This is a genomic window from Pseudomonas sp. BN102 (assembly GCF_029871245.1).
In the GTDB taxonomy this organism is placed as follows: Bacteria; Pseudomonadota; Gammaproteobacteria; order Pseudomonadales; family Pseudomonadaceae; genus Metapseudomonas.
Genome location: NZ_SSON01000077.1, coordinates 255,973 through 268,962 on the forward strand (window position 1 = coordinate 255,973; position 12,990 = coordinate 268,962).

Genomic DNA, 12,990 nt, shown 5'->3' on the forward strand with positions numbered 1-12,990 from the left:
GGCCGCAGCGGCGCCGGCCGGGACACCACCCTTGCAGCCTACAGGCGACGCAGGTCCAGGGTCATGGGCAGTTCGTCGTCGACCAGCGGCTGACCGACCTGCAGCTTGCCCGGGGTGTGCCCGTGACGGAAGAAGCGCGCCAGGCGCCGGCTTTCCGCCTCGTACGCGTTCACCGGGAAGCTGTCGTAGCTACGCCCGCCAGGGTGCGCCACATGGTACTGGCAACCGCCGAGGGAGCGCTGCATCCAGGTGTCCACCAGGTCGAACACCAGCGGCGCCTGCACGCCTATGGTGGGCTGCAGGCAGGAGGCCGGCTGCCAGGCGCGATAGCGCACGCCGGCGACGAACTCGCCGACCCGCCCGGTGGGCTGCAGCGGCACGGGATGGCCATTGCAGGTGAGCACGTAGCGGTCCGGGGTCATGCCGCTGACCTTCAGCTGCACCCGCTCCAGGGAGGAGTCCACGTAGCGCACGGCGCCGATTGCGGCGCCCTCCTCGCCCAGCACGTGCCAGGGTTCCAGGGCCTGGCGCAATTCCAGGTCGATGCCCTTCACCGAATAGTCGCCATATTTCGGGAAACGGAACTCGAAGTGCGGGGCGAACCATTCGCCGCGCAGCGGATAGCCAGCGGCGTTGAACTCATGGACCACGTCTTCGAAGTCCTGCTGGACGAAGTGCGGCAGGAGGAAACGGTCATGCAGCTCGGTGCCCCAGCGCACCAGCTTCGGCGGCTGGTAGGGCTCGTTCCAGAAGCGCGCCACCAGGCCGCGCAGGAGCAATTGCTGGGCCAGGCTCATGCGCGCATGGGGCGGCATTTCGAAGGCGCGCAGTTCCAGCAGGCCGAGGCGGCCCGTGCTGCTGTCCGGCGAGTAGAGCTTGTCGATGCAGAACTCGGCGCGGTGGGTATTGCCGCTGACGTCCACCAGCAAGTTGCGCAACAACCGGTCCACCAGCCAGGGCGGGCAGTCGGCGCCGGGCTCGGGCATCTGCCTGAAGGCGATCTCCAGTTCGTAGAGGGCATCGTTGCGCGCTTCGTCCACCCTCGGTGCCTGGGAGGTGGGGCCGATGAACAGGCCGGAGAAGAGGTAGGACAGCGAGGGGTGGTTGTGCCAGTAGCTGATCAGGCTGCGCAACAGGTCGGGACGGCGCAGGAAGGGCGAGTCCGCCGGCGTGGCGCCGCCCAGCACGAAATGGTTGCCGCCGCCGGTGCCGACATGGCGGCCGTCGACCATGAACTTCTCGCTGGACAGCCGGCTCTGCCGCGCCGCTTCGTAGAGGAATTCGGTGCGTTCCACCAGTTCGTCCCAGTTGGCCGAAGGGTGGATGTTCACCTCGATCACTCCCGGGTCCGGGGTAACGCGGAAATTGACCAGGCGCGGGTCGCTGGGTGGCTCATAGCCTTCCAGCAGCACCGGGCAGTCCAGTTCTCCGGCCGTGGCCTCGATGGCGGCGACCAGTTCCAGATAGGCCTCCAGCTCGTCCAGGGGCGGCATGAAGAGGTAGAGCCGGCCCTCGCGGGGCTCGGCGCAAAGGGCGGTGCGGACGATACCGGCGGCGGACTGGTGCAGGCGCGGCTCGCGGGCTTGTGCCGTGGGGCACGGGGCGCCGTCACGCAGTTGCTGGCGGATCTGCGCGGCACGAGGCAATGGCGGGAAGGTCTGGCCGGGATCAGCCGGATTCACATAGGGATAGTCGGCCTCACTGGCCCAGGGCTGGGAGTCCAGCGGCAGGCGGTAGCCCAGGGGCGAATCGCCGGGGATCAGCCGGCAATATTCGTCGCGCAGGTACCAGCGGCCGCTTTCCCAGGCGTCGCCCGCAGCACTGCGCGCCAGCGGCAGCACCTGGCCGACCACATCCCCGAGGCCTCGCTCGAAAACCCGGCGCAGGCGCTCGCGCTCCAGCGGGTCGGCCAGGCGCGCATCTTCCGGGGTGACGTTGGCGGGCAGCTTGCGCTCGCGCCAGAGGTAGTAGAACCAGTCCTCGAACGCCGGGAACTGGTGCTCCGCCGAAACGCCCAGGCGCCCGGCCACTCCCTTGAGAAAGCGCGCGGCGAGTAAGGCGTCGGCGCCATAGCTGCGGCTTTCGTCGGCATAGAGCGCCGGGTCCTGCCAGAGGCTTTCGCCGTCGCGGCGCCAGTAGCAGTTCAGCGACCAGCGCGGCAGCTGCTCGCCGGGATACCACTTGCCCTGGCCGAAGTGCACGAGCCCCTGGGGCGAATAGTGTCGGCGCAGGCGGTAGAACAGGTCAGCGGCGAGCAGGCGCTTGTGCGGCCCCAGGGCGGCGGTGTTCCACTCGGGATCGTCAGGGTAATCGATGGCGATGAAGGTGGGCTCGCCGCCCATGGTCAGGCGCACGTCGCCACGAACCAGGTCGGCGTCGATGCGTGCGCCCAGTTCGCGGATGGCCTGCCATTGTTCCTCGCTATAAGGCTTGGTCACCCGAGGCGCCTCCCAGACCCGCTCGACGCGCATCTCGTGGGCGAACTCGCACTCGCTTTCCTCCACCGCACCGCTGATGGGCGCCGCCGAGGACGGTTCCGGGCTGCAGGCCAGGGGAATATGGCCCTCCCCGGCGAACAGGCCGGAGGTCGGGTCCAGGCCGATCCAGCCGGCGCCCGGCAGGTAGACCTCGCACCAGGCGTGCAGGTCGGTGAAGTCCACCGCGGTGCCGCTGGGACCGTCGAGGGACTTCTGGTCGGCGGTGAGCTGGATCAGGTAGCCGGAGACGAAGCGTGCAGCCAGCCCCAGATGGCGCAGCAGCTGCACCAGCAGCCAGGCCGAGTCGCGGCAGGAGCCGGAGGCCTTCTCCAGGCTCTCTTCCGGGCTCTGCACGCCGGGCTCCATGCGAATCAGGTAGCGGATATCCCGCGACAGCTGCTGGTTGAGCGCCACCAGGAAATCGACGCTGCGCTTGGGCGTAAGGTCGATGCGCGCCAGGTAATCGGCGAACAGCGGCGTCTCCGGCAGGCAGCTGAGGTAGGGCGCCAACTCGCGCTGCTCGTCGGCGGTGTAGCTGAAGGGAATCTGCTCGGCGTAGGGCTCGAGGAAGAAATCGAAGGGGTTGAACACCGCCATCTCGGCGACCAGGTCGACCTCCACCTTCATCTCGCGGGTCTTTTCCGGGAAGACCAGCCGCGCCAGGTAGTTGCCCTGGGGGTCCTGTTGCCAATTGATGAAGTGCTTGCCGGGCGCCACTTTCAGGGTATAGCCGAGGATTCGCGTACGGCTGTGGGGCGCCGGCCGCAGGCGGATGATCTGCGGGCCGAGGTTGACCTCGCGATCGTAGCGATAGTGGGTGACGTGGTGCAGAGCGACATGGATCGACACGGCGTGCCTCCTGCGGGCCTGGACGATGTGGGAGCCGCGCAAGACTTGTGCCAGCCCCCGAACCGTTGATTTTCGGCCCGTCCGAGCACTGGAAACGGGCCGTCTTCGCACCCGGATGGCACGACCGCACAAAAATGGTTCGCGAGCGGCCGCAACTGGCGGGTGAACTCCAAGCCTAGCGGCCTAAAATGAAGAACAACGGAATTCGCGCCGGGCTTTTTAGGCCGATTGGTCATAAGCGCTGCGAATACCTGTGGGGGCGAATGATGGGTATCGCGTTGCTCCACCCATCCTACGGCCTTTGGTAACTCCACAGCCCCGGTGCGGGTCCCTTCTCGAAGTCTGGCCGACCCGGAAACAAAAACGCCAGCCCAAAGGCTGGCGTTTCCATCAGCGCGGCGCCACCGGCCGCTTGGCCGGCTTCTTCTTGCCACCGCCCTTCTCGGACGCAGCCGCCTTGTTCTCCGCCTGCTTGCGGGCGAAAGCCGCGGCCTTGGCCTGTTCGCGCTTGTCCCAGGGATTACTGCCGTCGCTGCCGCGCGGCGGCAGGCCGGTGTGCTGGGTCAGCATCGCCTTGCCCACCTTCTTGCTGCCGGCCGGAGTGGAGTTCTTGCGCCGGGCGCTGTGGTACTCGTCCGTGGCGGGCTGGTAGGCCGGAATCAGTTGGTGCTTGCCGTTGCCGATCAGGTCGCCACGGCCCATGCGCTCCAGGGCTTCGCGCAGCATCGGCCAGCCCTTGGGATCGTGGTAGCGCAGGAAGGCCTTGTGCAGACGACGCTGTTCCTCGCTCTTGACGATCTTCACCCCTTCGCTCTTGTAGGTGACCTTGCGCAGAGGGTTCTTGCCCGAGTGGTACATGGCGGTGGCGCTGGCCATGGGCGACGGGTAAAAGGCCTGCACCTGGTCGGCGCGGAAGCCGTTGCGCTTGAGCCAGAGGGCGAGGTTCATCATGTCCTCGTCCGTGGTGCCGGGGTGGGCGGCGATGAAATACGGGATCAGGTACTGCTCCTTGCCCGCTTCCTTCGAGTACTTCTCGAACATCTGCTTGAAGCGGTCATAGGAACCGATGCCGGGCTTCATCATCTTGCCCAGCGGCCCTTCCTCGGTGTGCTCGGGGGCGATCTTCAGGTAGCCGCCGACGTGGTGGGTCACCAGTTCCTTGACGTACTCGGGGGACTCCACGGCCAGGTCGTAGCGCAGGCCGGAGGCGATGAGGATCTTCTTCACCCCGGGCAGCGCGCGGGCCGAGCGATACAGCTGGATCAGCGCCGAGTGGTCGGTGTTGAGGTTCTCGCAAATGCCCGGCCAGACGCAGGACGGCTTGCGGCAGTGCTTCTCGATCTCGGTGCTCTTGCAGGCGATCCGGTACATGTTGGCGGTGGGGCCGCCCAGGTCGGAAATGACGCCGGTGAAGCCGGGCACCTTGTCACGGATTTCTTCGATCTCGCGGATGATCGACTCTTCCGAGCGGTTCTGGATGATGCGGCCTTCATGCTCGGTGATGGAGCAGAAGGTACAGCCACCGAAGCAGCCGCGCATGATGTTCACCGAGAAGCGGATCATCTCGTAGGCCGGGATCTTCTCCTTGCCATAGGCCGGGTGCGGGACACGGGCGTAGGGCATGCCGAAGACGTAATCCATTTCCTCGGTGGTCATCGGGATGGGCGGCGGGTTGAACCAGACGTCCACCTCGCCGTGCTTCTGCACCAGGGCGCGGGCGTTGCCCGGGTTGGTCTCCAGGTGCAGCACGCGGTTGGCGTGGGCGTAGAGCACCGGGTCGTTGCGCACCTTCTCGAATGACGGCAGGCGGATCACGGTCTTTTCGCGGGTCAGCCGCGGGTTGGGCAGCAGCTGCACCACCTTGGCTTCCTGCGGGTCATCCACCGGGCCCTTCTCCTGCTCGATGGCGCAGGCGGCGGTGTCCTGGGTGTTGACGTAGGGATTGATGATCTTGTCGATCTTGCCCGGACGGTCGATGCGGGTGGAGTCGATCTCGAACCAGCCTTCGGGGGTGTCACGGCGCAGGAAGGCGGTGCCGCGCACATCGCTGATGCTTTCGATGGTCTCACCCCAGGACAGGCGCTGGGCAATCTCCACCACGGCGCGCTCGGCGTTGCCGTAGAGCAGGATGTCGGCCGTGGCGTCCATCAGGATCGAGCGGCGCACCTTGTCCTGCCAGTAGTCGTAATGGGCGATGCGGCGCAGGGACGCCTCAATGCCACCGAGTACCACCGGTACGTGCGTATAGGCTTCCTTGCAGCGCTGGCTGTAGACCAGGCTGGCGCGGTCCGGGCGCTTGCCCGCGAGGCCGCCCGGGGTATAGGCGTCGTCGGAACGGATTTTCCGGTCCGCGGTGTAGCGGTTGATCATGGAGTCCATGTTGCCCGCTGCCACGCCGAAAAACAGGTTCGGCTCGCCGAGCTTCATGAAGTCGTCCTTCGAACGCCAATCCGGCTGGGCGATGATGCCCACGCGGAAGCCCTGTGACTCCAGCAGGCGACCGATGATGGCCATGCCGAAGGACGGATGATCGACGTAGGCATCGCCGGTCACGATGATGATGTCGCAGGAATCCCAGCCGAGCTGATCCATCTCTTCCCGGCTCATCGGCAGGAAGGGTGCGGGACCGAAACACTCGGCCCAGTACTTCGGATAGTCGAACAGCGGCTTCGCAGCTTGCATATTTTTTGACCAGCGGGCTTTTCACGGGGCGCGCAATATAGCACAAATTTTGAGCAAACCCGACGCCCGCGCTGGGTTTCTGCTAGGCCGAACGCAAGCCTGTAGGAAATTACTTACAGAGTGATCACAAATTCTCCAGATCGCTATACTTCTGCCGACATAAGAACCGCCAGGCCGTCGTAGTAGAACTCTTACAAGGAGCGTGCGCGGTGCCTCGTCCAAGCCTCCCCCTCTTCCTGCTCCTTTGCTGGCTCGGCGTCGCCGTGCCAGCGCAGGCGGCTTTCGAGCTGACCCCGCAGAGCAGCGGCGCGTCACTCAATGAGCAGATCGACCTGCTGGAAGACCCGGACGGCAAACTGGGCATTCAGGACATGGCCAGCCCGGCGGTGCAGCAGCGCTTCACGCCGGCCAACGGCCGCGCCAGCGTCGGCCAGAGCCGCAGCGTCTGGTGGGTGCGGGTGCAGCTCAGCCGCAGCAACGACGCCCCGAAGCAGTGGTGGCTGGAGAACGCCGGCATTACCGTCTATCGGGTCAGTCTCTACCTGCCGGACGGCAACGGCGGCTGGATGGCCCGAGAGTCCAGCGAAGCGCTGCCCTTCGCCGAGACTCGCGACTACTCCTACCGGCGCATGCTGTTCAAGCTGCCCGAAATCGGCGCGCAGCCGCTGACCCTGTACTTCCGCAGCTTCGATCCGGCGGGCAACTCCTTCCCGTTGAAGGTCTGGCAGCTGGATGACCTCAAGGAGCTGAAGGCCACCGAGAACCTCGGCTTCGGCCTGGTCTACGGGGTGATCCTGGCGCTCTTCCTCTACAACCTGTTCATCCTGGTGGCGTTGCGCGACCCCGCCTACCTCTGGTACGTGCTGGCCACCGCCTCGGCGCTGGTGTTCATCCTCAGCATGACCGGGCACGGCTTCCAGTACTTCTGGCCGGATGCGCCGGTGCCCCTGTGGTTGGACCGCATCACCCTGCCGGCACTCTGGGGCATCTTCGTCATGCGCTTCACCCAGGAGCTGCTGTACACCCGCCGCGGCCTGCGCTGGGCCGACCGCCTGTTCAACGTGGCCTGCGTGCTCTACGCCATCGCCATCCTGATCAACGTCTTCGGCTACCGCGCGGAGGGTGCCATCCTGATCGCCCTGACCCCGATAGTGACGGTGCCCACCGCCCTGATCAGCGCGCTGATCCGCTGGCGCCAGGGCTTCATCCCGGCGCGCCTCTACCTGATCGGCTACGGCACCGTGCTGATCAGCACCGCGGTGCTGGTGATGCGTGCCGCCGGCATCATCCAGCCGATCAACTTCACCGCCTACATGTTCCCCATCGCCGTCGCCGCCGAATCCATCCTCTTCTCCTTCGCCCTGGCCTACCGCATCCAGATGCTCAAGCAGGAACGCGCCGCCGCCCTGGAGCAGGCCGACCGCGAGAAGGCCGCACGCCTGGCGCAGATGCAGGCCAGCGCCGACGAACTGCAAGCCGCCGTCACCGCCCGGACCGCCGAACTGGCCGCGGCCAACGCGCGCCTCAGCGAGCGCGAGCGGGCCCTGCAGCATGCGGCCTTCCACGATCCGCTGACCGAGTTGCCGAACCGCCGCTACCTGATCGAGCGCACCGAGTCGGCCCTGGCCAACGCCAAGCGCCACGAAGAAGCGCTGGCGCTGATGCTGATCGATCTCGACAACTTCAAGCCGATCAACGATCGCTTCGGCCACGACGCCGGCGACGAGATGCTGCGCACCATCGGCCAGCGCCTGCGCGAGCACGTGCGCGGCGGTGACGCGGTGGCGCGCCTGGGCGGCGACGAATTCGCCGTGCTGATCGGCGGGCCGGACGCCGAAGTCCAGGCCTGCGACCTGGCCCGGCGCCTGCTGGAGGAACTGGCCGCCCCGGTGTGCTACGGCGCGGAGCGGCTGTCGGTGACCATCAGCATCGGCGTGGCGCTCTTCCCGCAGCACTCCCAGCATTTTTCCGGGCTCTACCAGACCGCCGACCGGGCCCTGTACAAGGTCAAGGCCCGCGGCCGCTCGGGACTGGCGGTGTTCGGCGAAGATGGCGAACTGTCCAGCGAGGCCAGCCTGCAGCTGGATGTGCTGAAGATTCGCAGTGGGCTGCTCTAACAACACGGGCCCGTAGGTTGGGTCGGGCGGCGTTCCGCGAGCGCAGCGAAGCCCGACACACCCTTCGCGAATGAATTCGCTCCTACAGGTGATTACCTTCAGGCCAGATAACGCCGCGGCACCCGCGCGGTGACCTTGGTCAGCAGCTCGTAGCCGATGGTGCCGCAGGCCTGGGCCAGTTCGTCCACCGGCAGCTGGGCGCCCCAGAGCTCCACCGGGTCGCCTATCCGGGCTTGCGGCATGTCGCTCAGGTCCACCGCCAGCATGTCCATGGAAACGCGACCGACCAGGGGTACGCGGCGGCCATTGACCACCACCGGGGTGCCGCTGGGCGCGTGGCGCGGGTAGCCGTCGGCATAGCCGCAGCTGACCGTGCCGATGCGCGACGGCCGGGCCGCCTCCCAGGTGGCGCCGTAGCCCACGGTTTCCCCTGCGGCGATCTCACGCACAGCGATCAGCTGGGCGCTGAGGCTCATGGCAGGCTTCAGGCCCAGCTCGGCGGCGCTGAGGTCGGCGAAGGGCGAAGCGCCGTAGAGCATGATGCCGGGACGCAGCCAGTCCATGTGGGCGGCGGGCATGGTCAGGATCGCCGCCGAGTTGGCCAGGCTGCGCTGGTCGAAGTCCAGGGTCAGCAGATCGAGGAAGGCCTCCAGCTGGGCCTCGTTGAGTTCGTGGCCGCGCAGGTCGGCGCAGGCGAAGTGGCTGATCAGGTTGAGTTCCGCCACCTGCGCGGCGCCGCGCAGACGCCCGTGCCAGCGGCGCAGGTCGTCCGCGGTGAAACCCAGGCGGTGCATGCCGGAGTCCAGCTTGAGCCAGACGTTCAGCGGCCGCGCCAGTTCGGCAGCGAGCAGGGCCTCGGCCTGTTCCGATCCCTGCACCACCAGGTCCAGCCCAAGCTGGGCGGCCAGTTGGTACTCGGCCGCCTCGAAGCAGCCTTCCAGCAGCAGTACCCGGGCCTGGTCATCCAGGGCGCGAACCTCGGCGGCCTCTTCCAGGCAAGCCACGGCAAAGCCGTCCGCCTCACCGTGCAAGCTGCTGACCACTTCGCGCACGCCATGGCCATAGGCATTTGCCTTGACCACCGCGAAGGCCTGCCGGCCGGGCGCGCAGCGCTTGGCGACGGCATAGTTGTGGCGAATGGCGGAAAGGTCGACGGCGGCGATCAGCGGACGCATTGCGGCAGGCTCATGAACGAAAACGGGCGCCCATCATACCGCCTGGGCGCCCGCATTCATTGATCTGCAGCTTATTCGTCGTCGAACTGGTAGGCACCTGGCGCGAGGTTCTCGAAGCGCGAGTACTTGCCGAGGAAGGCCAGCCGCGCGGTACCCAGTGGACCGTTACGCTGTTTGCCGATGATGATCTCGGCGACGCCCTTGAACTCGGTCTCGGGGTGGTAAACCTCGTCGCGGTACACGAACAGGATGATGTCGGCGTCCTGCTCGATCGCCCCGGATTCGCGCAGGTCGGAGTTGATCGGGCGTTTGTTCGGGCGCTGTTCGAGTCCGCGGTTCAGCTGGGACAAGGCGATCACCGGACAGTTGAACTCCTTGGCCAGGGCCTTCAGCGAGCGCGAGATCTCGGAAATCTCGTTCACCCGGCTGTCACCACTGGAGCCGGGGATCTGCATGAGCTGCAGGTAGTCGACCATGATCAGGCCAATCTCGCCGTGCTCGCGGGCCAGGCGGCGGGTACGCGCGCGCATCTCGGAGGGGGAGATGCCGGCGGTATCGTCGATGAACAGCTTGCGGTCGTTGAGCAGGTTGACCGCGGAGGTCAGTCGCGGCCAGTCATCGTCGTCCAGGCGACCGGCACGGACCTTGGTCTGGTCGATGCGCCCGAGGGACGCGAGCATACGAATGACGATGGATTCGGAGGGCATCTCCAGTGAATACACCAGGATCGCCTTGTCACTGCGCATCAGGGCGTTTTCCACCAAGTTCATCGCGAAGGTGGTCTTACCCATGGACGGACGGCCGGCGACGATGATCATGTCGGCCGGCTGCAGGCCGCTGGTCAGGTTGTCCAGGTCGTTGAAGCCGGTGGATAGGCCGGTGATGGCGTCGCCGTTGTTGAACAGCTCGTCGATGCGGTCGATGGCCTTGACCAGGATGTCGTTGATGCCCACCGGGCCGCCGGTCTTGGGCCGCGCCTCGGCGATCTGGAAAATCAGCCGCTCGGCTTCGTCGAGGATCTCTTCCCCGGTCCGCCCCTGGGGCGAATAGGCGCTGTCGGCGATGTCGGTGCTGATGCCGATCAGCTGGCGCAGTGTGGCGCGCTCGCGAATGATCTGGGCGTAGGCCTTGATGTTGGCCACCGACGGAGTGTTCTTCGCCAATTCGCCGAGGTAGGCCAGGCCACCGACCTGAGGCAACTGCCCTTCCTTGTCCAATTGCTCGGACAGGGTGACCACATCGAACGGCATGTTGCGCTCGGCCAGCTTGTAGATGGCGCGGAAGATCAGCCGATGATCGTGGCGATAGAAGTCGCCGTCGGACACCTGGTCGAGCACGCGCTCCCAGGCATTGTTGTCCAGCATCAGGCCCCCGAGGACGGCCTGCTCGGCCTCGATGGAGTGCGGCGGCACTTTCAGGGCGGAGGTTTGCAGGTCGAACTGTTCCGGGACGGAGATATCGTTCATGGGCTCAGAAAGAATCTTGGGGTAGAAAGACATCGGGCACGGCATCGCTTTCGCGATGACGTGCCCGATGTTAGCGGCCTTGCAACTGAGTGCAAGTCCACTCGACGACTTGCGACGAACCTGTCCACGATCTACGGCGAGATCGTGAAAAGGCTCTTAGCCAGCGATCACGATCAGCTTGACGGTCGCTTCGACGTCGGTGTGCAGGTGCAGCGCAACGTCGTACTCGCCAACTTGACGGATGGTGCCGTTCGGCAGGCGGACTTCAGCCTTGGCAACCGGAACGCCGGAGGCGGTCAGGGCGTCAGCGATGTCGTGGGTGCCGATGGAACCGAACAGCTTGCCTTCGTCGCCAGCGCTGGCAGTGATGGTCACTTCCAGTTCGGACAGCTGGGCAGCGCGAGCTTCGGCGTTGGCCTTCTTGTCGGCGGCCTGCTTTTCCAGCTCAGCGCGGCGGGCTTCGAACGCAGCAACGTTCTCAGCGGTAGCAGCGGTGGCCTTGCCTTGCGGCAGCAGGTAGTTACGGCCGTAACCGGCCTTTACATTCACCTTGTCGCCCAGGTTGCCCAGGTTGGCGATTTTTTCGAGCAGGATGACTTCCATTTGAGTCTTACCTCTTAACTTTTAACCTTCACCGTTCGCAGGGCCGGCGCCATTCTTGCGCGCCTTGCGTCCGCGAAAATCAATCAGACTGTCGACTATGGCCAGGACCACCAGCAACGGATAGACCAGTTGCATGAACAGCAGCAGCGACACGTACAACCCCACCAGCCAGAAACCGGCCAGTCCGCCTTGTTTGGCCAGCCCATGCAGCAGGGCCAGCCCGGCGATTGCCAGCGGTACACTGCAGATCGGCGTCAGCATCGCCAGCTCCAGGCCCAGGTTCGGACCCAACAGCATGGCGGCCAACAGCCCGAAGGCCAGCGCCGGCGACAATTTCAGGGCGCGGAACTCGCCACCGAAACCACCGGGGTTATACAAGGCTGCCTGCCAGTAGCGGCCGAGCATCAGGCTCAGCACGCTGACCAGCTGCAGCAGCGACGCGATCAGGCCGGTCAGGACCGGCGCGATCATGGCTCCCAGGCGCGCTCGCTCGTCATCCGCCAGTTGCGAATAGACGCCACCCATCACCTGCGGCATGAGCTTTTCCAGCTCCGCCGCCATGGCGGTAATGGGTTCGCGGAACACCGCGCCCAGCACCAGGCTGTAAAGCAGCCCGAGCGCCACGCTGATCATCAGCACCCGCGTCCAGGACACGCTGGAACGCAGCACCAGGGCCAACCCCAGCGCGCCGAGCAACACCATCAGGGTGCGCGGTTCGCCGAAGTACCACCAGCCGAGGGCCGGTAGCAGAGCCCAGGCAAGGATGCCGAGAGCATCGTTCACACCACGCCGCAGCAGCACCAGGCTGCCCGCGGCTGCGCTCAGCCAGAACATCAACGGCAGGGCCGCTGCACCCGCCACCACGAGGATGGCCTGCATGCGACCGCGCATGATGAACTCTGCCAGAGCGCGCATTGGGATCTATCCCTTACCTAGTCGACGGTCCGGTCTCAACGACCGTGGCTGTCGGTGTAGGGCAGCAGGGCCAGGTAGCGGGCGCGCTTGATAGCGGTAGCCAGCTGACGCTGATACTTGGCTTTGGTACCGGTGATACGGCTCGGAACGATCTTGCCGGTTTCGGAGATGTAAGCCTTCAGGGTGTTGAGATCCTTGAAGTCGATCTCTTTCACGCCTTCAGCGGTGAAACGGCAGAACTTACGACGACGGAAGAAACGTGCCATGAACTTGGCTCCTCAATAGACCCGTGGATTACTCGTCAGCGTTGTCGCTGTCGTCGCCTTCTGCGGCAACGTCAGTTTCAACGCGCTCACGGCGCTCGCGGCGCTCGCTGCGGTTTTCCTCGGCCTTGAGCATCTCGGACTGGCCAGTGACGGCTTCGTCGCGACGGATGACCAAGTTGCGGATGACGGCATCGTTGTAGCGGAAGTTGTCTTCCAGCTCGGCCAGGGCCTTGCCGCTGCACTCAACGTTCAGCATCACGTAGTGAGCCTTGTGAACGTTGTTGATGGCGTAGGCCAGCTGACGACGGCCCCAGTCTTCCAGGCGGTGAACCTTGCCACCGTCTTCTTCGATGAGCTTGGTGTAGCGCTCAACCATGCCGCCAACCTGCTCGCTCTGGTCCGGGTGAACCAGGAAGATGATTTCGTAATGACGCATAAAT

Annotated in this window: 9 protein-coding genes; 1 reads left to right on the top strand and 8 read right to left on the bottom strand. The window is 65.5% G+C overall.

What is annotated here, in order from left to right:
• Positions 1 to 38: 38 nt before the first annotated feature.
• Together E8F12_RS25225 and E8F12_RS25230 are read right to left on the bottom strand one after the other, a co-directional pair.
• Positions 39 to 3,326, bottom strand: a complete 3,288-nt coding sequence (locus E8F12_RS25225) for a transglutaminase family protein (protein WP_280327947.1) — start codon at positions 3,324 to 3,326, stop codon at positions 39 to 41.
• Positions 3,327 to 3,716: 390 nt separating this feature from the next.
• Complete coding sequence (locus E8F12_RS25230; protein WP_280327948.1) at positions 3,717 to 6,008, bottom strand: YgiQ family radical SAM protein; 2,292 nt, start codon at positions 6,006 to 6,008, stop codon at positions 3,717 to 3,719.
• A gap of 209 nt (positions 6,009 to 6,217) precedes the next feature.
• Here E8F12_RS25230 and E8F12_RS25235 point away from each other — a divergent pair, with 209 nt between their 5' ends.
• The gene (locus E8F12_RS25235) at positions 6,218 to 8,125 is read left to right on the top strand and encodes a diguanylate cyclase (RefSeq protein WP_280327949.1); all 1,908 of its coding nucleotides are present in this window, start codon (positions 6,218 to 6,220) and stop codon (positions 8,123 to 8,125) included.
• Positions 8,126 to 8,223: 98 nt separating this feature from the next.
• On the opposite strand, the gene alr is transcribed toward E8F12_RS25235, so the two are convergent.
• The 6 genes from alr to rpsF all read right to left on the bottom strand — a co-directional run bounded on the left by alr (position 8,224) and on the right by rpsF (position 12,986).
• Positions 8,224 to 9,300 (bottom strand): alanine racemase, encoded by a 1,077-nt coding sequence (alr, locus tag E8F12_RS25240; protein WP_280327950.1) that lies wholly within the window; start codon positions 9,298 to 9,300, stop codon positions 8,224 to 8,226.
• Between the two features lie 71 nt (positions 9,301 to 9,371).
• On the bottom strand, positions 9,372 to 10,766 hold the full coding sequence (gene dnaB / locus E8F12_RS25245) for a replicative DNA helicase (protein WP_280292511.1): 1,395 nt from the start codon (positions 10,764 to 10,766) through the stop codon (positions 9,372 to 9,374).
• A 156-nt stretch (positions 10,767 to 10,922) separates the two neighbouring features.
• Positions 10,923 to 11,369, bottom strand: coding sequence for a 50S ribosomal protein L9 (gene rplI / locus E8F12_RS25250; RefSeq protein ID WP_280292510.1), 447 nt, complete (start codon positions 11,367 to 11,369; stop codon positions 10,923 to 10,925).
• A gap of 21 nt (positions 11,370 to 11,390) precedes the next feature.
• A complete protein-coding gene (locus E8F12_RS25255; RefSeq protein WP_280327951.1) occupies positions 11,391 to 12,284 on the bottom strand; it encodes a hypothetical protein in 894 nt (297 codons plus the stop codon).
• Between the two features lie 35 nt (positions 12,285 to 12,319).
• Positions 12,320 to 12,550: a 30S ribosomal protein S18 gene (gene rpsR, locus E8F12_RS25260; protein ID WP_003452992.1), complete on the bottom strand. Its 231-nt coding sequence runs from the start codon at positions 12,548 to 12,550 to the stop codon at positions 12,320 to 12,322.
• Positions 12,551 to 12,578: 28 nt separating this feature from the next.
• On the bottom strand, positions 12,579 to 12,986 hold the full coding sequence (rpsF, locus tag E8F12_RS25265) for a 30S ribosomal protein S6 (RefSeq protein ID WP_280292508.1): 408 nt from the start codon (positions 12,984 to 12,986) through the stop codon (positions 12,579 to 12,581).
• Positions 12,987 to 12,990 lie beyond the last annotated feature (4 nt).

Coding starts and splice junctions, on each gene's coding strand:
- rpsF (WP_280292508.1), bottom strand. CDS start 12,986: ATGCGTCATTACGAAATCATCTTCCTGGTTCACCCGGACCAGAGCGAG.
- E8F12_RS25255 (WP_280327951.1), bottom strand. CDS start 12,284: ATGCGCGCTCTGGCAGAGTTCATCATGCGCGGTCGCATGCAGGCCATC.
- E8F12_RS25230 (WP_280327948.1), bottom strand. CDS start 6,008: ATGCAAGCTGCGAAGCCGCTGTTCGACTATCCGAAGTACTGGGCCGAG.
- dnaB (WP_280292511.1), bottom strand. CDS start 10,766: ATGAACGATATCTCCGTCCCGGAACAGTTCGACCTGCAAACCTCCGCC.
- rplI (WP_280292510.1), bottom strand. CDS start 11,369: ATGGAAGTCATCCTGCTCGAAAAAATCGCCAACCTGGGCAACCTGGGC.
- alr (WP_280327950.1), bottom strand. CDS start 9,300: ATGCGTCCGCTGATCGCCGCCGTCGACCTTTCCGCCATTCGCCACAAC.
- rpsR (WP_003452992.1), bottom strand. CDS start 12,550: ATGGCACGTTTCTTCCGTCGTCGTAAGTTCTGCCGTTTCACCGCTGAA.